The following is a 25387-nucleotide window of genomic DNA, read 5'->3' as shown; positions in this document are numbered from 1 at the left end:
TCCCGCTAGCGGACGCGTTCGAAGCGCACGTCCCGCGTGCGTCCGTTGGCCACGTAGAATCCGATCACCACGCCGTTGCGGTCTCGCTCGAACGCGAAGCTCACGCCGTCGCCGCTGAACTGGTCCTGCTCAGCGGGAGTGAGGGTGGTGTCGTCCAACCGTCGGTGGTGCACCACCAACGCGGGCCCCTCCGCGCCTTCCTCGACGCCGATCGTGTAGAAGGCCTCCAGCTCCTCGCTGAAATACCGGCCGGTGAACGCCTGCAGCGCCTTGGCGTCCGGCTCCCACTTGGCAGGAGCCTCGTCCTCCAGCCGCGTGGCATGCTGGGTCTGACCGCCCTGATCGAGATTCACACCGGTGACCGCGCCATCGTCGCTCCGTAGGAAGGTCACCGAAGCCTCGACGGCGGTGAGCTGGAACGTCGAGGCGGACGTGGGACGGATCTCAAGACGAGACTGCCCCGTGGCCTGGGTGTAGAACGTCTCGCCGTCGCGCGTGAAGGTGAGCACGAAGCTGGGCCTGGCATCCAGCGCGTAGCGGCCCGCCAGCTCGTCGAACGCCGCGGCGTCGTAGTCCGCGGGGTCGAAGGCGTCGACGTCATCGTCCGCCACAATCCCCTTCTTCTCCTCCGGCTCCATGGCGTCGCCGAAGAACGCCTCGGCCAGCTCGAAGGCGATGCCGCTCTGGAAGTCCGCGCCGTTGCCCTGGACCGTGATGCCGGCGTTGATCTCCGGGTAATAGGCGAGCATGGAGCGATGGGAAACATCGGCTCCGCCGTGATGGATGCGCTTGAGCCCGCGCTGTTCGTCGATGAAGAGGCCATAGCCGTAGCCGGTCTCCTTGCCGTCGTTCAGCACGAACGACGTCATCATCTCATCGAAGATCTTCCGGCTGCCCACCCGCGGGTTGGCATAGTTCTGGACCCACTTCTGGAGATCGCCGACGGTGGTGTAGATACCGCCCGCGCCCACCGCGCCTCCCAGGTCGCCCAGTTGCAGCCACCCGTCCGGCCCCGGTGCGTACCCTTCGGACATGTCCGGCACGATATGGTGCACGGAGGGGCGGACCATGGTGCGGGTCATGCCGAGGGGTCCGAACACGTTCTCCTGCATGAACTCCGGAAACGACTGGCCGCTGGTCCGCTCCACGATGAGCGCGGCCAGACCGTACGCGGTGTTGTTGTAGTTCCATTCCGCGCCGGGCACGTTCTGCAGCGCGGGCTGGCGCTGGACGATCTCGATCAGCTCCGAGCGGTCGATCCAGTCTCCACGGTCCAGCCGGCGTCCTCCCAGCACCAACAGGTTCAGGAATTCACGAAGGCCGGACGTGTGCGTGATGATGTGGCGTACCGTGATCGTGTGATCGAACTCCGGAAGCTCGGGAACGTGCTTGCGGATGTCGTCGTCCAGGGACAGCCGGCCGCGTTCCGCCTGGAGCATGATGGCGAAGGCGGTGAACTGTTTGGTGGTGGAGCCGATGTTGGTGCGGGTGTCGGTACGGAAGGGGACATCGTAGGCCAGGTTGGCCATGCCGTACGCTTTGGAGAACAAGGTCCGACCGTCCCGCCACACCTGTACGGCCCCGCCCGGTTGGCCGGCGCCGTCGTAGCGGGCCATGTACTGGTCCACCCGCTTCTTGGGATCGGAGGACAGTCGCTCCACCCTGAGAAGCGTGAGCCGGTATTCGCCCGACTCCGCACCGCTGGCGGCCGTCCACCCGTCCTTGGGAGCCCAGGTGGCGCGCTCGTCCTCGTCATCGTCCCGGATGAGCTGGATCGTGTAGGTGCCTGGGTCGTCCGGCGTCCCGGCAAACCGGCTGGGCCCCCGGCCCGGTCCGTCGAACCGCCCGATCTGGCGGCCTTCGGAGTTGAGCACGCGCACCACCACGTCCACCGAGACCTGGTCCACCTGGCCCAGGACGTAGAAGTCCTCGCCCACCTCGACCGTATAGCGGGCCGTGTCTCCGCGGGAGAGGGTCCCCGCGACGGTCTGCCCCTGGCGGAGGGGGGTCTGGGCCTGGGCGGAGACGGGGGCCAGCAGGAGGCCGGCGAGACCCAGGGCGGCGGCGAGGGAGGCGATCCCAGGGAGGCGGCTGCGGGTCGGACGCGGGACGGGCGACGGCTTCATGGTCGGGCCTCCGGCTCGGTGGATTGGACCCGGGAATCTACCACGGGCGGGTCCGGCTTCGCCCCGGGCACCGGAGTTGCTCCCCCCCCGGCTGTTCGTCGATCTTTCCAGATCTGGCCTGAAAACGCGGTTTTCGGGACACAACAAACGCAGTTTTCGGAGCACGTTCATGAAATTCCTGGTGTTGGGAGCCGGCGCGCAGGGCTCGGCGGCGGCGTTCGACCTGCTGAGGCGCCCGGAGGTCGAGGGTGTCATTCTGGCCGACCAGCGAGTGGACCATCCCAAGCCTTTTCTGAAGCCATACATCGGAAAGCGCCTGGAGCTACGGGCCCTGAACGCCAAGGACGAGCCCGCCGTTCAGGCCCTGATGGGGGGTGTGGACGGCGTTCTCTGTGCGCTGCCCTACTATTTCAACGCGCCCATGACCGAGCTGGCCCTCGAGTCGGGCTGCCACTTCTGCGACCTGGGGGGCAATACCGCCATCGTGTTGCAGCAGCGGGAGTTGGACCAGGCCGCCCAGGCGGCGGGCCTGTCGGTGATTCCCGACTGCGGTCTGGCGCCCGGGATGGTCAACATCCTGGCCCAGGACGGGATGGACAGCCTGGACCAGACCACCTCGGTGGAGCTGTTCGTGGGCGGGCTGCCCCAACACCCCAAGCCCCCCCTCAACTACCAGGTGGTCTTCTCGCTGGAGGGCGTCATCGACTACGCCACCACCCCGGTTCTGGTGCTCGCGGGAGGGAAAGTCACGGAGGTGGAGCCGCTGGGGGACCTCGAGACCCTGACGTTCGAGGGACTGGGCGACCTGGAGGCCTTCAACACCGCGGGCGGCATCTCCCTGATGCCCTATCGGTACCAGGGGCAGGTGGACCGCATGGTCTACAAGACGCTGCGCTATCCCGGGAACACCTACCTGATGCGGGCCATGCGCGACATCGGCCTGTTCGACGAAGAGCCGATCGACGTGGACGGCCAGCAGGTGGTGCCCCGGCGCTCATTCATTGCCGCGGTGTCGCCGCATCTGCAGAACCCGGAGGGGGACGACCTGGTGGTGCTGCGCGTGGACGTGCGGGGCACCCGCAATGGAAAGGCCGCCGGCGTACGCTACGAGCTGATCGACTACTACGACGCCGAGCACGGCGTGACCGCCATGATGCGGAGCACCGGGTATTCGCTGGCCATCACCGCGCTGATGCAGGCGGATGGGCGCGTGGAGCGGATGGGCGTCTGCACGCCGGACGAGGCCATGCCGGCGGACGCGTATCTGGCGGAGCTGAAGCGCAGCGGCATCGAGGTGAAGCGGTTAGAGCTGTGAGGGTCAGCAGCCTACGTAGGCACGTCGTCCTTGGGCTGGGGTGGAGGAGGCGAGCTACGGGCTGCTCGTCGGTGTGATCGCGAGCCATACCGGGCCCTCTCCAACGGGTACGGCTGCCGCCAATGAGTGGTCGAACGCGTTCAGCACCGAGACGCTGTTGCTCGCGAAGTTGGCGGTGAGGGCGAGCGCTCCATCTTCGGTGAAGGTGACCGTCGCAGGGGTTGCGGCGAGACTGACGTTCTCGATCACCACTCGTGTGGTGGTGTCGATCACAGTGACTTCTTGGTTCACCCGATCGACCAGGTAGATGTGCTCTCCACTTGGACTGAGCGCCATTCTGAGAGCCCCGGCTCCTACGGGAATCTTTGCGACGACGCCGAAGCTCGCGGTCTCGATCACCCAGACCTCTTCCAGGACGAGATCGAGGACGTAGACGCTTGCACCGTCGAGGGTCACGACAGCCTCCCCGGCCGGTGCGGGCCCAAGTGGCACCGTGCCGACCACCGCGTTGGTTCCCAGGTCGACGATCGAAAGACTACCCGCGTTGACCGAATAAAGACGGGAGCCATCGGGGGCTGGCGTCAACCAGCTTGGCGAAGCGCCAACCGCTATGTGTTCAACGACGGAATGTGTATCCGTATCGATCACGGTGATGGTGTTCGCGCTCCGATTGGCGATATAGGCGAATGCCCCCCCAGCGCTGAACACGGGCGCCTCGGTGTGCGATCCCGCCTCGACCGCAATCGTCGCGAGGACGGTGTTGTCACTCGTGGCAACCACAGTCACCTCGTCGCGCATCGAGTCGGTCACATATACCTCCGAGCCGTCCGGCGACACGACCACCGCCATCGGGTTCTCTAGAGTCACCTCCCCCACGATGGCGTTCGTCTCCGTATCGATCGCCGTGAGCACCGGTGCGTTGCTCACGTAGATCGTGGAGCCGTCCGGGGTCGCGGCGACCCGAAGCGGGCGGGTCGCAAGGGGTATCGACGTGACCACACCAAACGTGGCCGTCTCCACAACGGTCACGTCCATAGAAATCACATTGGCTGTGTAGGCCAGATACCCACAGACGACGGCCAACGACACTTCCGCGGTGGCGCCTGCCGAGACGGCAACCGTCTGTGAACTCGCCGCGGGAGCGGGGCAATTCGGAGCGAAGCCGGAGATATCGACGGTATGGCTCCCCGGCTCCACGCCCTCGAAGGTGACGGTCCCCGTGCTTGCCACTGGCTGCGACGCCCCGCCGTCAACGGTAGCCATGTAGCCGTCACGATCCAGCCGCTGTCCCTCGGTCGCAACGGAGACGCGGATGGCTCCAGTCGTGGGAGCGGGCGGATCGGGAGTCGGCGTGGGCACCGCGGGATCCGCGTCGCTGCACCCAATCGCGACAGCACCTAGCCACAGGCCACCTACCGCGAGCAGCAATCGTAGGCTGCTTGATGGCACTAGCGAGGCGGCCACACCGACGTCCAGATCACTTCGCAGCAGCAAAGGCGTCACCTCCAGTCCGGATCTGTCCATGCAGGGAATCCGGCCACGCGACCGTGTTCCACCCAACAGTATGGGCGCAATTCCCGTCGCCGCGCCAGCTAAGACGCACCCGCAGCGGGCACAGGCGGGCCGGATCGCATCCGGGCCCATAGAGCGACGGACCGGTGGGCCGCCCCTTGCGGTTGCAGTACGACATATGTAGAATAAGCTCATGCAACGCCTGACCCGTACCACGACCCGTACGCTGCTGGCCTTCCTGGAGGCGCCCCGGACCTGGCGCTACGGCTACGAGTTGATGAAGGTCGCGGACCTCTCGTCAGGCACGCTCTACCCCCTGCTGGCCCGTCTCACCGAGGACGGCTGGCTCGAGGCGCGCTGGGAGGACTCCGAGCTGCCCGGGAAGCCGCCGCGTCAGCTGTACCGTCTCACCGCCACCGGTCGCCTCCAGGCGCGCGAGGCGCTGGAGCGCGCGCGGGCCTCGTGGGTGGGTGCTCCGCGGGCCCGCGAAGTGTAACCGTGATGCACCGCCTCCCACTCGTGCTCGCGCGCATCGTCGAGCGTCTCGCTCGGTTCTCCCCGCCGCGCCACCGTGAGCTCGCGCGCGGCATGGTGGCGGAGCTCCACTCCATTGTCGATCCCGCAGAGCGGACCCGCTTCGCGCTGGGTGCCATCGCCGCCATCGCGCGGTTGTCGTTGAGCGGGCTCAGTTCCGCCCCCGCCCCTGCGCCGGCCCCCCTTGTCGCTGTGCGCGAAGAGGACGGCATGCCTTCGGGAGGTTCACCGATGTCCAATCTCACCAGCGGGCAGCTGCTCCGCCGCCATGCCCGCCCCTTCGCCGTCTCCCTCCTGTCGCTGACGGCACTCCTGGTCGCCCAACACGCCGTGCGGCTGGTGCCGCAACTCAGCGCCGGCGGAGCCTCGGCCAGTAGCATTCTAGGCGTGCTGCTATTGGTGATCCCCTTCACGTTGGCCCTGACCATCCCCATGGCGACCTTCATCGCCGTCTCCTGGGTGTTCACTCGGCTGGGCCGTGAGGGCATTCTGGGGGCCGCGCGCCGAGAGCGGCACGGCGTCCGCCGGCTGCTCGCGCCCGTCCTGGGGGCGGCGGCAGTCATCGCCACGCTGACCTTCGTGTCCAACGCGCAGGTGGTTCCGCGCACCAACACCCGGCTCGCGGCCGAGCTGGCTGGTGTTCCGCCCAGGCTGACCGACCGCACCATGACCATCGGCGAGTTGCGGGCGGCGGCAGAGAACGCACGAAGCGCACCGACACCGGAAGCCGCCGTGCGTGCCTCGGGCTTTGAGGTCGAGATCCAGAAGAAGATCGCTCTCGCCATGGCTTGTATGGTCCTGGCGTTGACCGCCGCAGCGATCGCGATCCGCTTCCCGGACGGGGGCGGCCGTCTGGTCTCCGGCGCCAGCGTGATCGTGTTCACCGCGTACTACTTCTCGCTCGTCGCCGGCGAGTCGCTGGCCGACCGCGGGATGGTCTCCCCGTTCGTGGCCATGTGGCTGCCGAATCTGGTGCTCCTGACCGCCGTCCTCCTGCTCCTTTGGCGGCCAGCCCGGCCCGGCCCCGCACACGCCGCGGAGAGGCTCGCGATCGGCGGCTGACCCAACTCCACCACACTCGCAGGGCGTCGGGATGCGTCGTGTAGAAGTCAGGGACTACGATCCCGAGTGGCCCCTGCTCTACGAACACCTGCGGGCTCGCATCTGGCCCGCAGTCTCGGACGTGGCAATTACGATCGAGCACGTGGGGAGTACTGCGGTCCCGGGGCTGGCGGCCAAGCCGATCATCGACCTCGATGTGGTCGCCGTTCCGGCCCTGATCAACGAGTGCACGCGCCGGCTGGAGGGTCTCGGCTACCGACACCAAGGAGACCTCGGGATCCCTGGCCGGGAGGCGTTCGCGGAGCCTCCCGGATCTCCACGTCACCACCTGTACCTCTGTTCCTCGGACAGTGAGGCACTGGCGAACCACCTTACGGTGCGCGCGGCGCTGCGGGCCTCCTCATCCGAGGCGCGCGCCTACGGTGAGTTGAAGAAAGCGCTTGCAGACACCTTCGCCGAGGACCGGGACGCCTATACCGCGGGGAAGACCGACTTCCTACTGGCCCTCCTGGCCAGAGCCGGGTTTTCCGCGGCCGCGCTGGCTGACATTCGGGGGATGAACGCGAGGTAGAGGGCGAGGGTAAGCGAAGCCCTTCGTTCGCGAACCCGCCGTGGCAAAGGGCTGTCCATGAGAGTCTGCATCATCGGCGCATCGGGAAAACTCGGGAAGTACATGGTGCAACACGCGTTGGACCGTGGTCATCAAGTGTTGGCCGTCTGCCGGGAGCAGAGCGTCGAAAAGCTCGAAGAGTTCCACGGCCGCATCACCATCGTGCCCGGCCGGACCAACGATCCTGAGATGATCCGACGCGCGGTGGCCGGTTGTGAAGGCGTGCTGACGGTCCTGGTCCCCTGGGGTGTGGACGGCTACTCGACGGGAACCGCTCAGGCGGTCCTGGACCACGCCGAGCCGGATGCGCGGTTAGTCTTCTCGTGCGGCTGGCACATCACGCGGGATGGAAAAGACAGATATTCCCGGAAGCACAGGATCCTGGTCGCGTTGTTCGGCACGTTCGCGCGCCTCCTCCGGTTCGCGGACCTGGACGACCAGGTGGAAGCCTGCCGGCGAGTCTTCACCAGCGACCGACGCTGGACGGTGGTGCGGGGGAGTGATCTGGAAGAGGGCGAAAGCGAGGGACTCCCCGTCTGGAGTCGGCATGTCGGAGATCAAATCCTCGAGAGCAACCGTACTAGACGTGTAGACTTTGCCCTGTTCATGGTGGAGGCGCTCACGAATGACGCGTTGGTCCAGGAAGCTCCGGCGATCGTCGGGTGCAGGGCTCCTTCCGCCCTGGCACATGCCGGCCAGGCAGGGCACTAGTGGCGCCAGGTCCTCGCTTCTGCGCGCACTCGCGCTGTGCTTCGCGACCTCGTGGGCATTGACCAGCTGCATGGCGCACCGCGACACAGGCGACCTTCCGTCCTCCTCCGCGATCGACAGCGCCGCGCACGCCTTGATGCAGCGCGAAGACGTGCAAGGGCTGGCACTCGGCGTCATCGTCGACGGGGCGGTCGCCCATGTGGTGGCCTACGGGATCCGCAACGCCGCGGGTGACCCCTTGACGACCGGGACCGTGATGTACGGCGCGTCCCTGACCAAGACCGCGTTCGCGTATCTGGTCATGCAGCTGGTGGACGAGGGGCGGCTGGACCTCGATGCCTCGGTCGTCGAGCTGCTCCCGCAGCCGCTGCCGGCGTACGAAGACTACGGCGACCTGGCAGGCGATGACCGCTGGAAGGCACTGACCATGCGCATTCTGCTGACCCATGCAACAGGGTTCGCGAACTTCCGCTGGTTGGAGGAAGATGGGAAGCTCCGCTTCCATCACGACCCCGGCACGCGCTACGGCTACTCCGGTGAAGGGTTCTACATCGCTCAATTGGTGCTGGAGGAAGGGCTGGGGCTGGATGTCGGAGAGGAGATGCAACGTCGGATCTACGACCGCTTCGACATGAGGCGCACATCGATGCAGTGGCGCCCCGACTTGGCGACCGACCTGGCCGATGGCTTCGGTTCGGACGGAACGCCGGAGCCACATGACGAACGCTCGCGCGTGAGCGCAGCGGGCTCCATGGATACCACGATCGACGATCAGGCACGGTTCTGGGCCGGGCTGGTTCGAGGGGACGGCCTGACGGCCGCGTCACGATCGGAGATGATGCGGATGCAGGTTCCCATCTCCTCGGCCCACCAGTTCCCCACGCTTGCCACGGAGACCAACCCCGCCAACGCCGCGATCGGACTGGGGGCCGGGTTGGGTCTGGTGACGTTCCACGCCGACCGCGGCGATGTATGGTTCAAGGGCGGCCACAACGACTGGACGGGCAACATGGTGGTGTGTGTCGATCAGGAGCGGCGCTGTGTGGTGCTCCTGTCCAACGACGTCCGGGCCGAGCGTCTCTACCCGGACCTTGTGCGGGCCGTGCTTGGAGAAACGGGCCTGCCTTGGACGTGGGAGTACGGTTGGCTGGAGGGGGAGTAGCTGAGGCCGGGTGCCACGCACGCGCGGCTGGCGGCGTTGGTCGAAGAGCTGGGACGTCGGGCAGACGGGGCGCCCTGGGAGTCGTACGTCGTGGGTCCCGATTCCGGTGAGGAGCCTGACCAATGGCGGACGGCGCTGGTCCAGCCCGTCCACGCTCTCTGAGGGAAGGCGCGTCACGGTTGGGAGGCCCCACGCGTTCGATGGGTAGCGGCCACAGCGGAAGGCCGAGCCAACGGAGCGCGATCATCGTGCGAAGGTTACTGACAACTTGTCTGCTAGGATTGCTCGCCAGCGTGATGCTGCCGGCCTGCGACTCCGATGCCCTCCTCGGCCCCGGCGCGGCACAAGGGATCGCGGGACTGGTCCTGATCGGCCCCCAGTGCCCGGTCGAGACCGAAGCGAATCCCTGTCCCGACCTTCCCCACCAAGCGACCATCGAGATTCGCGAGCAGGGGGGAGCCTTCGTGACGAACGTGCGCTCCGGGTCGGACGGTACCTTCAGGGTCGGACTTCGCCCCGGGGCTTACACACTACGACCGGAATCCGGGCGCCCGCTCCCCACGGCTGCCGATCAGGACGTGACCGTCGTCGCGGGAAGCTACACGGAGGTCACCATCCACTACGATACGGGGATCCGGTAGGGCCTCCTGATCCGCGTGCTCCGGCGTTCTCGCGTGTCCGGTGAAGTCCCTCTTTCCCGGAGCCGTCCATGCTTCACGGTCCTCGCCTCGTCCTCCCCGACGGGTCCTGGGCGTACTCCCGTCCATGAACGCCCGCGCAGGGGGCCTTTTCGCGTCGCTCGTCGTGGGCACCACCGTGGGAGTGGGAGCCATGGGCTGCGGTCCCCGGTCCCTCACTCCACTCCCGGACGACTTCGCGGTCGCTGCTGTCTCCAGCAGCGGAGCTCTGGGCTCTGGGAACTGGCGACGGGTCGTGTGGGTGGGTCCTACCGATTCCGGCGCGGTGGAGCTGCACCTGGAAGCGAGCTATCCACCCTCGGGATGGGATACGGTGCGCGCCGAGTTCCCCCTAGCGGCGGACGCCCGAGCGGCGCTCTGGACGATGCTGGCGCCCCTGCCGGACTCCAAACCCGAGTGGGATCCCGACCGGACACGGGTGGGTGGTGGCGTGAGCGGGCTTCGCATCGTCAATGGCGGGGACACGTTGACCCTCGACGAGTTCATGCCGGATCCGTGGGGTGTCCGAGCGATCGAGGTCCACCAGGCCATCTGGAATCTCGTACCTCAGGGGATGCTCGACTCTCTAGAGGCCTTGGCCGACAGTACCGGACCGGACCTGCCTCCGGACGGCATCCGATTCAGTGCCCCCTACGACTCGGTCGCACTGGGACGGACGGCCTGCTTTGGCACATGCCCGGAATACGCCGTGGTCCTCCGTCGCTCGGGCAGACTGACGTACGCAGGAGTCAAACACACGACGCGGATCGGCCTCTATGAGGGGACCGTCCCCGGCGACGCCTTCGAGCGGATCGCCGAGGCTCTTCAGCAGGAGGGCTTCGCAGCGTTCGCGGATCGCTACGAGGTGGATGCCACCGACCATCCCAGTACCTGCATCATCACGTACGGTCCGGAGCCCGGGCAGACCCATGGGGTGGTGGACTATGGAGGCCAGGCACCGGCTGGCTTCGGCGCCATCGCCGCCGCCATCGATGCGCTCGTCGCAGTCGCGGACTGGGACGGTGTGGAGCCCGAGGCTCCGCTGAGTTTCGTAGACTGCGACTCCGCGGTCAGCGACGCCTAATAAGGCGTGATGTTCTGATTGAGGCGGAACAGGTTCTCCGGATCGAAGCGTTGCTTGATCTGGACGAGCCTCTTCCAATGTTCACCAAGCGCCGCGCGCGTGAATCCTTCTTCGTCTCCGGTGCCGGGGAAGTTCAGGTTGGTCTTTCCTGTCGCGTGGGGCCTCATCGCATCGAACAGGTCCCGGGCCCAGGCGATGTTCTCGGCGGATTGGGCAGGATCCTGCCAGTTGGCCAGGATCTCGAGCAGGTAGGGTGCTCCCCGCTCACCGGTGGCGGAGGCCGATCCGTCCAGGCGGTCCAGCGCACCGCCGAGCGCCCACAGCCCCACCATCGACATCGCGGAGGGACGAGCCGCGACCCGCTCTGCGACGGTCTGCACGGCATCCTCATCGAGCCCCGACAAATAGATCGACTTCCAGTAGTACTGCAGCTCCCTCGCCGGGAAGAACGGATCGAACAGCTTCTGCAGCGCCAGATAGGGGAGCGTGCCGGAGAGATCGAGCAACGGTGTCTCGATCTCTCGCAGCGGCTGCAGAACCCGTTCTCCAACGCTGGGATCGCCCACGTACACAGCTCCCAGGATGATCACAGGGCGACCGTGCAGCGCGGCCGGAAAGGCATCCACGGCGGGGATCGACCACCACGTCGCCGAAAGGTTGACCTCGTCCGGTGCGTCGGAGGCGAAGCGACGCATGGCGGCCATCACGGTTGCGGCGCTTTCGAGTGGGTAGGCAGGGCCTGCGAAGGCGATGAGTGGACCTGCCGGGTAGGTGTTGAACTCGAAGGACGTCACCACGCCGAAGTTCCCGCCTCCCCCACGAAGGGCCCAGAAGAGGTCGGGGTTCTGCTCGAGACTGGCGGTGACGAGCTCGCCGGCGGCCGTGACGACGGTGGCCGACTTCAAGCTGTCGGATGCCATGCCATAGGTGCGCCGTAGCCAACCCTGGCCTCCGCCGAGCGTCAGTCCGGCGACCCCCGTGGTGGAGACGATGCCTCCCGGGACGGCCAGTCCGAAGACCTGCGTCTCCCGGTCCACCTCCGCCCAGGTGGCACCTCCGGCAACCCGGACCGTATGGGTGGTCGGGTCCACCTCGACGTGGCGCATCGGGGAGAGGTCGATGACCAAGCCGCCATCGCAGGTGCCGTAGCCCGCCACGTTGTGCCCACCGCCGCGTACGGCCAGCAGAGCTCGGTGCTCCCGCGCGAACCGCAGCGCCGCGAGGACGTCCGCCGCGCCCCGGCAGCGGACGATGAGGGCAGGGCGCCGATCGATCATCCCGTTCCAGACCTTGCGGGCTGCTTCGAAGCCAGCGTCGCTCGGGAGAATGAGCTGTTCGCCGAACGCGGTGCGGAGCCCGCTCAGTGCGTTTTCGTCGAGCAACACCTTCCCGCCATCGAGTTGCGTCAGCTCGAGCTCATTCATGACTCCTCCGGACGTGAACCGTCGATGAGCGGGGGCCTTCCCTTGTTTGTGAGACTATGGTATCATAATGAGCATGTCAATCCCATATGAAGCGACCGGGCGAACGTCCCAGAAAGCGCGGACCCGGGAGGCGCTGATTCAGGCGGCCCGCGACCTGGTGCGCGGGGGCGTCAGCCCCACAGTGGAAGAGGCCGCAGCGGCGGCGTCCATCTCGCGCGCAACCGCCTACCGCTACTTCCCGAATCGGGAGGCGCTGCTGGTGGCGGCGCACCCCGAGGTCGAGGCGCCCTCGTTACTCGGCGCTGACCCGCCGACCGATGCGGAGGAGCGGCTGGACCGGGTCGTGACCGGCCTCGCGCGGATCTTCCTGGATGCGGAGGAGAGCTACCGCACCATGCTGCGCATCTCCCTGGAGGGGGCGCCTCCCGAGCACGAGCTGACGCTGCGCAAGGGGCGCCGCTTCATCTGGCTCGACGATGCGCTGGCGCCGGTACGGCGCCGACTGGGAAAGGCTCGCTACGAGCGCCTCGTCCAGGCCCTTGGTGCGACCATTGGCATCGAGGCGTTGGTCGCATTGATCGATCTCGGTGGTCTCTCCAGGCAGCGGGCGGTGGAGGTGATGCGCTGGTCGGCGAGAGCGCTGTTGCAGAGTGCGTTGGGCGAGGTGGGCTGAATCGTCTCGCTTGGGGCGGTGGCCGAGATCGCCCGCCCCCAGTAGGCTACCACGGAGCAGGCCAAGCCCTCCGAGGTGCCCATGGACGTCCGCATCATCTCGAAAGACCCCGTGCAGCGCGACGTTCGCGCCCTGCACATCCTGGCACCGCTGCTGGCCGCGTCACTCCTCGGTGCGTGCACGCGCGCGGCCGTGCCAGAGGGTGGAGCCCGCCACTTCGACACGGCGATCTTCCTCGAGGACTCGGCCGCCACCTCGGCCAACGTCAGCGTGGGTGACGTCGATGGCGACGGACATCTCGATGTGGTGTTGGTGAAGGGACGTCACTGGCCGCTGCTGGATCTCGTGCTCCTCGGCGACGGGAACGGCGGCTTCGCCGATCCCTATGCGGTAGGCCCGGATGCGGACCGCTCGTACTCGGGTGAGCTCGTGGACCTGGATGGGGATGGAGACCTCGACATCGTCGTCAGCAACGACGATCCCGACCCCAAGCTGGTGCATCTGAACGACGGAACGGGCCACTTCTCCGTGGGCTCCACGTTCGGAGAGCCCGAGTGGTCCACCCGCCATCTCGCCGTGGCGGACTTCGATGGGGATACCCGCTTGGACGCGGTGCTGGCGAACCGCTACGGGGACAACACCGGACCCAGCTTCATCTGCTTCGGCACCGCCGAGGGGGGCTTCAACGCGCCCTGCGTGGCTGTGAGCATGGGGTCAGCCACCACCATCACGCCCGCCGACCTGAACGGCGACGGTGCGCCGGACCTGGTGGTTCCGCATCGTGACGGCGGCCAGAGCTACGTCTACTTGAACGACGGCGCGGGGCACTTCGAGGAGCGCCATCCCTTCGGTCCCCCCGACGCGAACATCCGCAGCGCCAAGGTCGCGGATCTCGATGGGGATGGGGTTCCGGACCTCGCCGCCATCGATGAACGGACGGGACCGGCGCTGTTCATGGGGGAGCCCGGCGTGACGTTCGGACCGGCCCAGCCGCTCGATGCCTCGGGCGCCAGGCCCTACGCGATCCGGGTCGCCGACATGGACGGCAACGGAAGACCCGACATCATCGTGGGATTCGTGGAGTCACGGCCGATCGTGTACTTCAACGACGGGCCGGGGGCCTTCACGCCGGTGCCCTTTGGGGATGACGAAGGCTCGGCCTACGGCTTCGCCGTCGGCGACCTCAACGAAGATGGATTGCTGGACATCGCAATGGCGCGCTCCGAAGCCCGCAACGTGCTGTACCTGGGGTCGCGGTAGGGCGGCGCCGCTTCGAAGGGACGCTCCCCGCGGGCTACACCGCCGCGGCCAACTCCGTGAGCGCAGCTGCCAACTGGTCCACATCCGCCGGCGTGTTGTAGAGCGCCGGAGTGACGCGCACGCAGTCGCCCGCTGCCACTCCCGTGCGCCACACCGTGAAGATGCCCCAGCGGTCCAGAAGCTCTGCCACCACCGCCTGGTTCTCGGTCCGCCCACCGCGGCCGTGTAGTCGGAACGAGGTGATGGCGGCCACCAGCTCCGCATCGTCGGGCGTGAGGACATCGATGCCACGGGTGCCTCGCACGGCACCGACCCAGCGGTCCCGCAGATAGCGCACGCGCGCCGCTTTGTGCGGACCACCCACGGCGTCGTGGAAGTCCAGAGCGGCAGGCACGCTGAGGAAGGTGGCGAAGTTGGTGGTCCCGGTGTGGATGCGGCTGTCGATGCGGCCGTTGTCCTCCTCACCCAACATGGGGTCGAGGTCGTCCAGTCGGCCCTCCTTCACGTACATCAGCCCTGCCCCGACAGGGGCCCCCAACCACTTGTGCAGGTTCAGCCCCACGAAGTCGGCGCCCAGGTCATCCAGTCGGAGATCGCACTGCCCGAACGAGTGGGCCGCGTCGACCACCACGTCGACTCCGCGCGCGCGCGCCATCGCGGCGATCTCTTTGACCGGGATGATGAGCCCGGTCTTGTTGTTGAGATGCGTCAGCAGGAGCAGGCGAGCCTTCGATGTGCGTTCCAGAATCTGCGCATACGAGTCGAGCACACCTTGGCGCGTGGCCGGCTCCGGGAGGTCGAAGCGCACCAGCGTGGCGCCCCGCTGCTCCGCCAGCGCCCTCATGGCCGTCTGCATGGAGCTGTAGTCGAGGTCGGCGTAGATCACCGCATCGCCGGCCCCGACCGGGCGGTACTGGATGATCAGCCGCTGCAGCGCCTCGGTGGCGCCCCGCGTAAAGGCGATCTCGGAGGGCTTGGCGCCCACGAAGCGAGCGACCCGCTCACGGGCCGCCGTCAGATCCCGATCGTACTCTCGGCGAGCGTAGTAGGAGTTGTCGCGATTGACGCGGTCGATGTGTCCGTGGAACTGGGCGAGCACGGGCGCGGCCATCATGCCCCAGTAGCCGGCCTCCAGGTTGGTGTAGCCGCTCCCGATCTGGTAGTAGGCGGCCACGCGACCCCAGTAGGCCTCGTCACGCGCCACCTCATGGGGTGCGCCGCTGGGCCGGTTCAGCGGGGGGAGCGCCTGCTGTGGTCCGGCCGGGGCGGCTTGGACGGGGCCCGCGACCGCTGTGGCGACGCCGGCCAGGCCGGCGGTGGCGATGAAGCCTCGTCGTGAGATCATGGGGATGGTGCGGGCGCGACGCCCGCTTTGGAGCCGGTGCGCAGAGGACGGTTGGGCACGCTAGCCCAGGCCGCAGGCCGCAGGCAAGGGAGCGGACCGGCCCTGCCGACATGCACGTGACCTGCACCGGAGCATGCGTAACCGCCCTCCACTGGACGGAGCGGCGCCGGCTCCAGCGTTGCGGTCGAGCGCCGCCGCCCTCTAAGATCGGCCCGGGTGCACTCCCCTCGTTCCGGAGGTGTGACGATGTTCCTCGCGGCTTCGACTCCCTCCGCTCCCCCAGCGGCGCGCCCGGTTCCAGCGCCCCGACCCCTTCTGATGGCCAGCCTGGTTGGGCTACTGGGTCTGGGGGCGTGCGCTCCGTCCGATGCACCCGCGGACACGATCTTCGTCGGCGACAACATCGTGACCATGGATCCGGCTCGTTCATCGGCCGAAGCGGTCGCGGTGCGAGGCGAGACGATCGTAGCCGTGGGGACTCGCGAGGACGTGATGGCCCTGCTCGGCGATCAGACCCGCGTGGTCGAGCTGGGCGGCCGCGCCCTGCTCCCCGGCTTCATCGATGCGCACGGTCACTTCACGGGAGCGGGCGACGCGCTGCGATCGCTCGGCCTGCACCCACCCCCGGTGGGGGATGTCGAGAACATCGACGATCTGGTGGGCAAGGTGCGCAGGTGGATCGACGACCACGACATCCCGCCCGGGGAGGCGGTGATGGGTCGGGGGTATGACGACGCGCTGCTTGCGGAGGGGCGCCACCCTACGCGGTTCGACCTGGACCGGATCTCGACCGAACACCCGATCGTGCTGACACACGTATCTGGCCACCTGCGTGCCGTCAACTCCAAAGCACTGGAAGTCAGTGGGATCACGGCCGCCACGGACGACCCGCCCGGAGGACATATCCGTCGGGTTGCCGGCTCCCGTGAGCCCAATGGTGTCCTCGAGGAGCGTGCTGGGCGCCTGATCGACACGGGCCCCCAGCAAGAGCAGACCCAGGAGGATCTGGACGAACTGGTCCGCGCTTCGATCGACGTCTATCTCGGTTACGGCACCACCACGATCCAGAATGGGGGAGGTACGAGCCCCGACATGATCCGCGCCCTGCGGGCAGTGGCCGCGCGCGAGCCGCTACACGCGGACCTGGCGGTGTTCTCGAGCGCGGATGGCATCTTGAGCAACGAGGTGCACTACGAGCCCGGCTACAGCAACGGGATGCGTGTCGCGGGCGTGAAGTTCGTGCTGGACGGCTCACCTCAAGGGCGTACCGCCTGGGTCACACAGCCCTATGACGAGGGCCCTCCCGGTGCGCCGGCCGACTATACGGCCTACGGGACCATGGACCCGGATGAATACAAGACCAAGGCGGCGGCCCTCATCCAGCGGGGGGTCCCCTATCTGGCGCACGCCAACGGGGACGCGGCCATGGACCTCATGATCGAAGGCGTGCGGGAGGGCGTGGCCGGCATGACTCCGATGCCGGACCACCGGTCCGTCATCATCCACGCCCAGCTCATGCGCGCCGACCAGCTGGACGAGGCTGCCGAGTTGGGCATCGTCCCGTCGTTCTTCTCGGCGCACGCGTTCTTCTGGGGCGACTGGCATCGGCGCTCCTTCGGTGAGGAGCGCGCCAGCAACATCAGTCCCGTGCGTTGGGCCATCGATCGGGGAGTCCACTTCACGGTGCACAACGACGCGTCCGTGGTGCCCCCGGACATCATGCGTCTGGTCTCGATCACTGTGAACCGGAAGACGCGAAGCGGCTACGTGCTGGGGCCGGATCAGCGGGCCACGGTCATGGAAGCCTTGAACGCGGTCACCTTGGGTGCGGCTTATCAGTACTTCGAGGAGGACACCAAGGGCTCCATTACCGTTGGGAAGCAGGCGGACCTGGTGATTCTCGGGGAGAACCCGCTCACTGCGGACGTTGGCGCGCTGGCGGACATTCCAATCGTGGAGACGTTCTCGCGCGGCCGCTCGGTCTTCACCCGCTAGACGCGCGGCGCTCCATACAGTCGCCGCGCTCCACGAACCCGTAACGCGCGTACAGCGTGCGGCTGCGGGCGGTGGGCCACAGCACCACCGCATCGATGTCCTGCGAACGGATCCAGGCCAGCGCAGCCTCCAGAAGCCGCGTGCCGAGGCCTTCTCCGCGCCGCTCGGGCGCCACATAGACATTGGTGATGTACGCGTGGTGCTCCAGCTCGGACACGGGGTTGGGGAGCTTTTCGATGCGCTGCGCCCAAAGCTGACCGACTACGCCGCCGTCGGCCTCGACCACCCAGCAACGCCACGGAGAGGTGGGGCCCAAACGCTGACGCATCCACTTCTCGCATCGGGGCAGGAAATCGGCTTCCGCCTCCGTCACATGGCCGATCTCGGCGCGGAACGAGTAGCGGAGGCGAGCGAGCGTCGCCGCGTCCGCAGGGCCGGCCAGACGCACCCCCGCTGCCTGCTGCCCCCCCACGGAGGTCAGCGCCTCTCCCAGTCGATGTCGGAGAGTCGCGCCAGAGCCAACTGGAGCGCGTGGGTTCCTTTGCGGCTGCCCCCCTGCGCTTGAAGTGCGATGTAGAGCTGGTGCGCCAGCGCGAGACCGGGTAGTGCCAACCCCATCCGACTGGCCTCGGACAGAGCGATCCCCATGTCTTTGACGAAGTGCTCGACGAAGAAACCGGGGTCGAAGTTGTTGGCGATCATGCGGGGGCCGTAGTTCGACAGAGACCAACTGCCCGCCGCTCCCGAAGCGACCGACTGCATTACGCGCTCCAGGTCGAGGCCGGCCTTATAGGCATACAGGAGGCCCTCGCAAACGCCGACCATTCCCGACGCGATGAGCGTCTGGTTGACCATCTTGGTGTGTTGGCCCGCCCCAGGTCCGCCCTGGCGCACATAGGCCTTGCCCATCGCTTCCCAGCAGGGGGTCAAGGCGTCGACCACGTCGGCGTCTCCACCGATCATGATGGAGAGCCGCCCCTCCCGAGCCCCGATGTCGCCGCCGGACACCGGTGCATCCACACTCGAGACGCCGCGCGCGCGGGCGGCCTCGTAGAGTTCCACGGCCAGGGAGGGGTCGCTGGTGGTCATGTCCACCACTACGCTTCCGGCCCGGCATCCCGCCAGCACGCCCTCTTCACCCAGCATCACCTCCCGAACGTCCCTCGGGAATCCGACGATGCTGAAGACGACGTCGCTGCGTGCCGCGACCTCCTTGGGGCTGGCGGCCCAGTGTGCGCCCCGCGCCAACAAGCCGTCTGCCGTCGATCGCGTCCGGGTGAAGACCGTCGCCTCGAAGCCACGCTCCATCAGGTGGCCGCACATGCTCCGGCCCATCACCCCCAGCCCGATCCAGCCGATTCGAGTCCTGCCTGGCTCAACCATCGTCGACACCTGGTCGGACGCAGTTCGAAGAGAGCGGTAGGGGGTCCGACGCCCCGACCGGTCCGTGTTCACCGCAGAGCTAACGTCCCTGCACCAGTTGCGCGAGCCCACCGGGCGCAGGCCGCCGCCACTCACCGCACCTTGCGGGCCGACTGACCGAGCCCAAGTATCCCGGAACACCCGGAATCCCACCGAAAGGCGGACCCGCCCCGGAAAGACCACGGGGGCCACGCTGGCAGGATGACAGGAGTCCGGGCAGCCCGTTCCCTCCCGATGACCGGGCCGGGACGGTGCGCCTTCAGGTAGGAGGTAGTGTGAAGTAGCGGGATTCGATGACGGCGCCACGGCGTCCGACAGGACAACGAGCGCACTTTTCCGCGGCCCCCGAGGGCTCACGCCCTCCCATACGCGGTGAGTGATAGATGCACTGAATGGGTCTCACGCACCTCACGGAGGTCCTATGTGGTCGCTCTTATTGTCCGTGTCCTTGATGGCCGGTCCCGCGCCGGCCGCGACCGGCGCGCTGCTCGATTGGCAGGTCGCTTCCCAGGATGCCACCGCGTCCGAGCTCCGCTTCGCGGGAGACGTCGACCGGGCTCTGATCCCGGCGGTGGTTCCGCGCCCGTTCGCCTTGGTGGGGTCGGTCACCGGCCGCGTCACCGATGCCCGCACCGGTCAGCCGATCCCTTCGGCCCAGATCTATATCGCAGCCCTCGATCTGGGCACCCTCTCCAATGACGAAGGGCGCTACCTGCTTCAGAACGTCCCGGATGGCACTCACACGATCCGGGCCGAGCTGATCGGCTACGAGACGGTGACCACGCAGATTACCGTGACACCGGGTGGCACCGTCGTGCACGACTTCCGACTGGCCGAGCAGGCCCTGGCCATGGACGAGATCGTCGTGACCGGCGTCCCGGGTGGCACTCGCGTGCGGGCGATCGGCAACGCCGTGGGGTCGCTGGACGCAGCGGGCGTCACCGAAAAGGCGGCCATCGCCGATGTGCAGTCGGTGCTCCGCGGTCGTACGCCCAGCGTCAACATGATGGGCGGCGGGCAGGTCGGAGTGGCGCCACGGATGCGGATTCGCGGGGCGTCCACCTTCTCGCTGGATGGCCAGCCACTCGTCTACATCGATGGCGTCCGCGCCAACAACGAGGAGACCTCGGGCTACGCCTTCGGCAACAACGCGGGCGTGCGTGGAATCCTGAGCAGCCTGGACCCCGAACAGATCGAGAAGATCGAAGTGCTCAAGGGCCCTGCTGCCGCCACACTGTACGGCACGGAGGCGTCACGAGGGGTGGTCAACATCATCACCAAGCGAGGCCGTGAAGGCCGGGCGCGGGTCGACCTCACGATCCGGCAAGGGTTCAACTACCTGGCCAATCCCGTGGACAAGGTGGGCTATGAGAACTATTGGCGTGATCCCTCGACCAACGAGGTGTACTCGCTGAACATGGTCGACCATATGAATGCACTGGGCCGTGAGATCTTCACGTACGGCCCCGTGCAATCGTACAGCGGAAATCTCAGTGGAGGGTCGCAGGACACGCAGTACTTCTTCTCGACCACGTACTCCCGAGAGGAAGGGGTCTACAGCTGGAACTGGGCCAAGCGGCTCAACCTGCGCACCAACATCGATACCCGTCTGGCCGACAACCTCGGCCTGAACGTCAACATGGGGTACACCAACAGTCGGGACCGCATCGCGACGGACGGGTTCTCCAGCATCATCGAGGGCCTGGAATTCGGAAGCCCGCGCTTCCTGCCGGAGCACCGCTGCCGCACCAATCCGGGCTTCGGCTGCGACGTCTTCGAAGGCGTGCCCGTGGTTGGCGTGCCGGTGCGCGACCGCTCATTGGAGAACCACCAGGACCTCGACCGCTTCTCCGGCGGCGCCACCTTCACGTTCACGCCGGTCGAATGGCTCACGACGCGTCTGACCACCGGGGTCGACTACACCGGACAGCTCGACGTGGCCCTCCGTGAGTTTCAGACCAACGATACCGCGCTCGCTTCGTTGGGCGCCGTGGGTGCGCGTGGGTTCCGTAACGAGGCGCGCACCTCGACGCTGTTCTCGACCACGGACCTGTCAGGCACCGCCGACTGGCGGATCTCGCCGACGCTCACGTCGGCCACATCGGTCGGTGCCCAGTACTACACGAGAACGATCAGCTTCTTATCTGCGGGCGGTCAGCAGTTCGCAGGCCCTGGCCTCAGCACCATTACCGCCACGGCGATCCAGGACACACCGCAGAACAATCGGGTCGGCGACAACACCCTGGGTTTCTATGTGCAGGAGACCTTGGGTTGGCGTGACCGACTGTTCCTGACAGGGGCGGTCCGAGTCGACAACAACAGCGCCTTCGGCTCCGACATCGACCTGGTGACGTATCCCAAAGCCTCTCTGTCCTGGGTGATGAACGAGGAAGGGTGGTGGGAGGACGTGGCCCCGTCGTGGCTCAACGGCTTCCGCCTGCGCCTGGCCTGGGGCCAGTCCGGAGAGCAGCCTGCCTCGTTCTCGGCGCTCCGCACGTGGACTCCGGTGACGGGCCCGCAGGGCACCGCGGGGGTCACTCCCAACACGGTCGGCAACCCGGACCTCACCGCCGAGATCGGCGAGGAGACCGAGGTCGGGTTCGATTCCGAGCTCATAGACAGCCGGCTCGGTCTGCAGTTCACCTACTATCACAAGCTGACCAAGGGGGCGATCCTGCAGCGGGATCTGCCGCCTTCCGGTGGCTTCACCGGCCAGCAGTTCGTCAACGCAGGCCGGATCGTGAACGACGGACTGGAGCTCGCGCTCAACGCCCGCATGCTGGAGCGTCAGGGCTTCAGCTGGGACATGGGCTTCAACATGTCCTACAACGATTCCGAGATCCTTCAACTATCGGGTGAGCCCGGCGACACGACGATCGTGTTCAACAGCTGGAGCTCGATGGAGCACCGCGTCGGTCACGCACCCTTCAGCTGGTTCGGTGTGGACGTGGTCAGTGCAGAGTTGGACGCGAACGGTCGAGCTACCAACGCGCTCTGCAACGATGGGCGAGGCGGGACGACGCCCTGCTTCGACGCGGGGGGCAACACCATCGCGCCCCGCTTGGACCTGGGTCGTGCCATTGCCCCGTGGGAGTTTTCGCTGTCGACGGACGTCTCTCTGGGAGACAACCTCAGCTTCCACGCGCTCTTCACGTCGGAGCAAGGGCACAAGCGCTTCGACAATACGCTCCGCCAACGATGCCGGCTCTACTCTGTCTGCCGCGAGAACGCGTTCCCGGAGGAGTGGGATCCGATCATGCAGGCCACCGTGCAGAGCAGCGATCAGATCATCGACTCCTGGGTCAACGATGTGAGCTTCATCCGACTCAAGGAGCTCTCGATGACCTATGACATCCCTCGGCGCTTCATCGAGGGCTACAAGATGAGTCGGGCGGTGTGGCAGGTGTCGGCGCGCAATCTGTTGACGTTCACGGATTGGACCGCCGGTGACCCGGAGGTGATGTTCAGCAGCGGCGGCCGGATGTTCATGTACCAGAACAATATTCCGCTGCCGCAACAGATCACCACGTCCATCCGCGTAAGCTTCTGACGCTGCCAAGGGGAGACAACGATGACTTCGATCAGAATGTTCTCCGACGTGCTGCGGGCCGCAGGAGCAGGGGTGCTGCTGGCCGTCTCCGTAGCCGGATGCGACTTGAACAACCTTCTCGAGGTAAGTGACCCAAGTCGACTCCTGGCCGAGAACGTGGAGGTCCCCTCTCAGGCTGGGGCGCTGATGAATGGCCTGGAGGCCGATTTCCTCTGCGCTCACGGCGCCTGGGTGCAGGTAACAGCGGTGCTCGGTGATGAGTTCGAGGACACTAACGCCGGCGGCGACAACTGGTCACTGGACCGCCGCCGTCCCCAGAGTCAGAACAACTGGGGTGACAACGACTGCACGGACGCGCTACCCTCTGCTTATGTACCCGCGTCGCGCGCCCGCTGGGTGGCGGACAACGTCACGGGGTTGCTTGAGTCCTGGACCGACCAGGAGGTGGCGCAGCGCACGGCGCGGATCGCGCGTGCGTCTCTGCTGGCGGGGTTCAGTCTGAACATGTTGGGCACCGCCATGTGCACGGCGGCGCTCGACGAAGGCCCGGAGCTTACCCCCCAGCAGGTCTTCGCGGAGGCCGAGGAGCGCTTCACCAAGGCGCTCGACGTCGCGCAGGCGGGGAGCATGGCAGACGTGGCCAACGCGGCGCGGGTGGGCCGGGCGCGGGTGCGCCTCTATCAGGGCGACACCCAGGGCGCCCTGAGCGATGCGCGGGCGGTGACGGAGGGGTTCGCGATGAACATCCAACCCTCCGACGCCAACAACCGGTTGTACAACCGAGTGTGGGCATCCAACCAGTTTGGCTTCAACTTCTCGGTGCCGGCTTGGTCCCGGAACCTGACTACCGGTGGGGAGGCGGACCCACGCACCGCGACCTTCGACACGGGTCGGGACACCGGGTGGGGGCCCGGCAACGTGTTCGCGCAGGAGAAGTACGGATCTGCCAACAGTCCGATGCCGATCGCGCGATGGGAGGAGGCCCAGCTCATCATCGCCGAGATCGTGGGCGGTCAGGAGGCCGTCGGGATCATCAACGCACTGCGCGCTCCCTGGAGCTTGCCCCAGTTCGCGAGCAGCGACGAATCCGAGATCTCCGACATGGTGGTGGCCGAGCGCCAACGGGAGTTGTGGTTCGAGGGATTGCGGTCGTACGATCTACGGCGCTTGAGTCTGCCCTTGTTCCCCGCTCCAGGAGAAGAATACCAGCCGGGCATCAAGGGCGGGCTTTACGGCGACCAGACCTGCATCCCGCTCCCGATCATCGAGACGTTCAACAACGGGACGATCCGGTGAGGCGGCCGGAGGTGGAGATCCCGGACCGGTTCACGCCGGCCGGGATCTCTCCGTCCCACGACCGAAGGGTCTGACCGACCCGTTCATGACGGGCGGCCCCCTACGCGGCGTGTTGGCCTGAGCTCCGAGGCGGGGCGGGGCGGCAGACCGCGGTGAAACGAAAGGCAGAGACGTGGGGATCGATCAAGCTATCGACCGGATGATGCGTCCCATCGCGGACGTCATATACGGACTGGTCTTCTACGCGGTCCCCGTGGCCGGGGTGGAGCTACCCCTCATCGTCGCCTGGCTGGTGGCGGGCGGGGTGTTCTTCACCTTGTTCCTGGGCTTCATCAACGTCCGCGGATTCCGGCATTCCATCGACCTGGTGCTCGGGAAGTACTCCGACGCGAGCCACCCGGGAGAGGTGACGCACTTCCAGGCGCTGGCCACCGCGGTATCGGGTACCGTTGGCATCGGCAACATCGCAGGGGTAGCCGTTGCCATCTCCGTGGGCGGGCCGGGAGCCACGTTCTGGATGATCGTGGCAGGCCTCTTGGGCATGAGCACCAAGTTCGCCGAGTGCACCTTGGCGGTGAAGTACCGCAAGGAGCATGAGGACAAGACCGTCAGCGGTGGGCCCATGTACTTCCTGGAGCGCGGACTGGCGCTCCGCAACCTGCCGGGCGTGGGGCGGGCGCTCGGGATCTTCTACGCGCTGGCGATGGTGATCGGATGCCTGGGCATCGGCAACATGTTCCAGTCGAACCAGGCCGCGGCGATTCTCATCGACGTTACAGGTGGGTCCGCCAGCCCCTTCTTCGGCCGGGCCTGGATCCTGGGGCTGATCATGGCGGTTCTGGTCGGCCTCGTCATCGTGGGCGGGATCAAGAGCATCGCCCGGACCACCTCGAAGCTGGTGCCGTTCATGGCGATCCTCTATATGACCCTGGCCACCCTGGTGCTGGCGCTGAACGCCGACCGCCTCCCGGCCGCCCTCGGTCATATCTGGACCGGCGCTTTTTCGCCCACGGGGATCGCCGGGGGGTTCGTGGGTGTGATGATCACCGGGTTCCGCCGGGCGGTGTTCTCGAATGAAGCGGGTCTGGGCTCGGCGGCGATCGCCCACTCGGCGGTCCGGACCAATGAGCCCGTGACGGAGGGGTTCGTGGCCCTGCTGGAGCCCTTCATCGACACGGTCGTCATCTGTACCATGACGGCTCTGGTCATCGTCACCACCGTGTACGACCCTTCCCTCGCGTCCACCGAGATGAGCGGCATCGAGCTGAGCATCGCTGCGTTCTCGAGCACGCTTCCCTGGTCACCCGTCCCGCTGTCGATCGCGGCGGTGCTCTTCGCCTTCTCCACCACGATTTCATGGAGCTACTACGGCCTCAAGGCCGTGACCTATCTCGCCGGCCATCGGGCTCCGGTGGAGGTAGGCTTCAAGCTCTTCTACTGCTCGTTCATCGTCCTCGGGAGCAGCATCCAACTGGGAGCCCTCGTCGACCTCTCGGATGCATTGATCTTCCTGGTGGCCATCCCGAATCTCATTGGCCTCTACCTGCTGTCACCGGTGTTGAGGGAGGAGGTCCGTTCCTATCGCGAGCGCCTCAAACGCTACTGAGCCACCGATGTAAGACCGATCCT

General features: G+C 66.8%; 20 protein-coding genes. 14 read left to right on the top strand and 6 right to left on the bottom strand.

The features are described from left to right. Nucleotides 1-5 precede the first annotated feature (5 nt). On the bottom strand, nt 6-2126 hold the full coding sequence (locus R3E10_16190) for a serine hydrolase domain-containing protein (GenBank protein ID MEZ4417296.1): 2121 nt from the start codon (nt 2124-2126) through the stop codon (nt 6-8). A gap of 169 nt (nt 2127-2295) precedes the next feature. Here R3E10_16190 and R3E10_16185 point away from each other — a divergent pair, with 169 nt between their 5' ends. Next, on the top strand, nt 2296-3441 hold the full coding sequence (locus R3E10_16185; protein ID MEZ4417295.1) for a saccharopine dehydrogenase C-terminal domain-containing protein: 1146 nt from the start codon (nt 2296-2298) through the stop codon (nt 3439-3441). A 54-nt stretch (nt 3442-3495) separates the two neighbouring features. Here R3E10_16185 and R3E10_16180 read toward each other — a convergent pair whose 3' ends face one another. Further along, nucleotides 3496-4965, bottom strand: coding sequence for a hypothetical protein (locus R3E10_16180; protein ID MEZ4417294.1), 1470 nt, complete (start codon nt 4963-4965; stop codon nt 3496-3498). A gap of 181 nt (nt 4966-5146) precedes the next feature. Between R3E10_16180 and R3E10_16175 the strand changes: the two genes are divergently transcribed. The 7 genes from R3E10_16175 (at nt 5147) to R3E10_16145 (ending at nt 10793) form a co-directional block, all read left to right on the top strand. Further along, entirely contained in the window at nt 5147-5449 is a 303-nt protein-coding gene (locus R3E10_16175; protein MEZ4417293.1) for a PadR family transcriptional regulator, read from the top strand. Nucleotides 5450-5454: 5 nt separating this feature from the next. After that, entirely contained in the window at nt 5455-6549 is a 1095-nt protein-coding gene (locus R3E10_16170) for an LptF/LptG family permease (GenBank protein MEZ4417292.1), read from the top strand. A gap of 31 nt (nt 6550-6580) precedes the next feature. Then, the gene (locus R3E10_16165; GenBank protein ID MEZ4417291.1) at nt 6581-7120 is read left to right on the top strand and encodes a GrpB family protein; all 540 of its coding nucleotides are present in this window, start codon (nt 6581-6583) and stop codon (nt 7118-7120) included. A 57-nt stretch (nt 7121-7177) separates the two neighbouring features. Continuing rightward, nucleotides 7178-7870 (top strand): NAD(P)H-binding protein, encoded by a 693-nt coding sequence (locus R3E10_16160; protein ID MEZ4417290.1) that lies wholly within the window; start codon nt 7178-7180, stop codon nt 7868-7870. 70 nt (nt 7871-7940) lie between these two features. Continuing rightward, complete coding sequence (locus R3E10_16155; GenBank protein ID MEZ4417289.1) at nt 7941-9032, top strand: serine hydrolase domain-containing protein; 1092 nt, start codon at nt 7941-7943, stop codon at nt 9030-9032. 293 nt (nt 9033-9325) lie between these two features. Beyond that, entirely contained in the window at nt 9326-9673 is a 348-nt protein-coding gene (locus tag R3E10_16150; GenBank protein ID MEZ4417288.1) for a carboxypeptidase-like regulatory domain-containing protein, read from the top strand. A gap of 124 nt (nt 9674-9797) precedes the next feature. Further along, nucleotides 9798-10793 (top strand): DUF6438 domain-containing protein, encoded by a 996-nt coding sequence (locus tag R3E10_16145; protein ID MEZ4417287.1) that lies wholly within the window; start codon nt 9798-9800, stop codon nt 10791-10793. Here R3E10_16145 and R3E10_16140 read toward each other — a convergent pair. Beyond that, nucleotides 10790-12217, bottom strand: a complete 1428-nt coding sequence (locus R3E10_16140; protein MEZ4417286.1) for an FAD-binding oxidoreductase — start codon at nt 12215-12217, stop codon at nt 10790-10792. The two genes, R3E10_16145 and R3E10_16140, sit on opposite strands and share 4 nt — an antisense overlap. A 67-nt stretch (nt 12218-12284) precedes the next feature. Between R3E10_16140 and R3E10_16135 the strand changes: the two genes are divergently transcribed. Continuing rightward, a complete protein-coding gene (locus R3E10_16135) occupies nt 12285-12890 on the top strand; it encodes a TetR family transcriptional regulator (protein MEZ4417285.1) in 606 nt (201 codons plus the stop codon). A gap of 81 nt (nt 12891-12971) precedes the next feature. Further along, nucleotides 12972-14150: a VCBS repeat-containing protein gene (locus tag R3E10_16130; protein ID MEZ4417284.1), complete on the top strand. Its 1179-nt coding sequence runs from the start codon at nt 12972-12974 to the stop codon at nt 14148-14150. Nucleotides 14151-14184: 34 nt separating this feature from the next. Here the strand turns inward: R3E10_16130 and R3E10_16125 are convergent, their stop codons facing one another. After that, nucleotides 14185-15495, bottom strand: coding sequence for an aminotransferase class V-fold PLP-dependent enzyme (locus tag R3E10_16125; protein MEZ4417283.1), 1311 nt, complete (start codon nt 15493-15495; stop codon nt 14185-14187). Between the two features lie 318 nt (nt 15496-15813). Here R3E10_16125 and R3E10_16120 point away from each other — a divergent pair, with 318 nt between their 5' ends. Beyond that, complete coding sequence (locus R3E10_16120; protein MEZ4417282.1) at nt 15814-17490, top strand: amidohydrolase; 1677 nt, start codon at nt 15814-15816, stop codon at nt 17488-17490. Here R3E10_16120 and R3E10_16115 read toward each other — a convergent pair. Next, nucleotides 17480-17938, bottom strand: coding sequence for a GNAT family N-acetyltransferase (locus tag R3E10_16115; protein ID MEZ4417281.1), 459 nt, complete (start codon nt 17936-17938; stop codon nt 17480-17482). The two genes, R3E10_16120 and R3E10_16115, sit on opposite strands and share 11 nt — an antisense overlap. Before the next feature lie 29 nt (nt 17939-17967). Beyond that, complete coding sequence (locus tag R3E10_16110) at nt 17968-18873, bottom strand: NAD(P)-dependent oxidoreductase (GenBank protein ID MEZ4417280.1); 906 nt, start codon at nt 18871-18873, stop codon at nt 17968-17970. A 460-nt stretch (nt 18874-19333) separates the two neighbouring features. Between R3E10_16110 and R3E10_16105 the strand changes: the two genes are divergently transcribed. The 3 genes from R3E10_16105 to R3E10_16095 all read left to right on the top strand — a co-directional run bounded on the left by R3E10_16105 (nt 19334) and on the right by R3E10_16095 (nt 25364). Further along, on the top strand, nt 19334-22462 hold the full coding sequence (locus R3E10_16105) for a SusC/RagA family TonB-linked outer membrane protein (GenBank protein ID MEZ4417279.1): 3129 nt from the start codon (nt 19334-19336) through the stop codon (nt 22460-22462). Between the two features lie 21 nt (nt 22463-22483). Next, nucleotides 22484-23758 carry a RagB/SusD family nutrient uptake outer membrane protein gene (locus tag R3E10_16100; protein ID MEZ4417278.1) on the top strand — a complete coding sequence of 425 codons (1275 nt, stop codon included), beginning with the start codon at nt 22484-22486 and terminating at the stop codon, nt 23756-23758. Between the two features lie 199 nt (nt 23759-23957). Continuing rightward, on the top strand, nt 23958-25364 hold the full coding sequence (locus tag R3E10_16095) for an alanine/glycine:cation symporter family protein (GenBank protein ID MEZ4417277.1): 1407 nt from the start codon (nt 23958-23960) through the stop codon (nt 25362-25364). The last annotated feature ends 23 nt before the right edge of the window (nt 25365-25387 follow it).

It is taken from the genome of Gemmatimonadota bacterium, assembly GCA_041390105.1.
Classification (GTDB): domain Bacteria; phylum Gemmatimonadota; class Gemmatimonadetes; order Longimicrobiales; family Gaopeijiaceae; genus JAGQIF01.
Note: the sequence above shows the minus strand (reverse complement) of the source record. Positions and strands in the feature narration are given on the sequence as shown.

What these genes read in the sequence shown, in the direction of transcription:
- R3E10_16160 (MEZ4417290.1), top strand. Translation starts at nt 7,178, where the DNA reads ATGAGAGTCTGCATCATCGGCGCATCGGGAAAACTCGGGAAGTACATG.
- R3E10_16185 (MEZ4417295.1), top strand. Translation starts at nt 2,296, where the DNA reads ATGAAATTCCTGGTGTTGGGAGCCGGCGCGCAGGGCTCGGCGGCGGCG.
- R3E10_16120 (MEZ4417282.1), top strand. Translation starts at nt 15,814, where the DNA reads ATGGCCAGCCTGGTTGGGCTACTGGGTCTGGGGGCGTGCGCTCCGTCC.
- R3E10_16130 (MEZ4417284.1), top strand. Translation starts at nt 12,972, where the DNA reads ATGGACGTCCGCATCATCTCGAAAGACCCCGTGCAGCGCGACGTTCGC.
- R3E10_16095 (MEZ4417277.1), top strand. Translation starts at nt 23,958, where the DNA reads ATGATGCGTCCCATCGCGGACGTCATATACGGACTGGTCTTCTACGCG.
- R3E10_16190 (MEZ4417296.1), bottom strand. Translation starts at nt 2,126, where the DNA reads ATGAAGCCGTCGCCCGTCCCGCGTCCGACCCGCAGCCGCCTCCCTGGG.
- R3E10_16110 (MEZ4417280.1), bottom strand. Translation starts at nt 18,873, where the DNA reads ATGGTTGAGCCAGGCAGGACTCGAATCGGCTGGATCGGGCTGGGGGTG.
- R3E10_16140 (MEZ4417286.1), bottom strand. Translation starts at nt 12,217, where the DNA reads ATGAATGAGCTCGAGCTGACGCAACTCGATGGCGGGAAGGTGTTGCTC.
- R3E10_16145 (MEZ4417287.1), top strand. Translation starts at nt 9,798, where the DNA reads ATGAACGCCCGCGCAGGGGGCCTTTTCGCGTCGCTCGTCGTGGGCACC.
- R3E10_16170 (MEZ4417292.1), top strand. Translation starts at nt 5,455, where the DNA reads ATGCACCGCCTCCCACTCGTGCTCGCGCGCATCGTCGAGCGTCTCGCT.
- R3E10_16165 (MEZ4417291.1), top strand. Translation starts at nt 6,581, where the DNA reads ATGCGTCGTGTAGAAGTCAGGGACTACGATCCCGAGTGGCCCCTGCTC.
- R3E10_16180 (MEZ4417294.1), bottom strand. Translation starts at nt 4,965, where the DNA reads ATGGACAGATCCGGACTGGAGGTGACGCCTTTGCTGCTGCGAAGTGAT.
- R3E10_16135 (MEZ4417285.1), top strand. Translation starts at nt 12,285, where the DNA reads ATGAGCATGTCAATCCCATATGAAGCGACCGGGCGAACGTCCCAGAAA.
- R3E10_16100 (MEZ4417278.1), top strand. Translation starts at nt 22,484, where the DNA reads ATGACTTCGATCAGAATGTTCTCCGACGTGCTGCGGGCCGCAGGAGCA.
- R3E10_16155 (MEZ4417289.1), top strand. Translation starts at nt 7,941, where the DNA reads ATGGCGCACCGCGACACAGGCGACCTTCCGTCCTCCTCCGCGATCGAC.
- R3E10_16125 (MEZ4417283.1), bottom strand. Translation starts at nt 15,495, where the DNA reads ATGATCTCACGACGAGGCTTCATCGCCACCGCCGGCCTGGCCGGCGTC.
- R3E10_16175 (MEZ4417293.1), top strand. Translation starts at nt 5,147, where the DNA reads ATGCAACGCCTGACCCGTACCACGACCCGTACGCTGCTGGCCTTCCTG.
- R3E10_16105 (MEZ4417279.1), top strand. Translation starts at nt 19,334, where the DNA reads ATGTGGTCGCTCTTATTGTCCGTGTCCTTGATGGCCGGTCCCGCGCCG.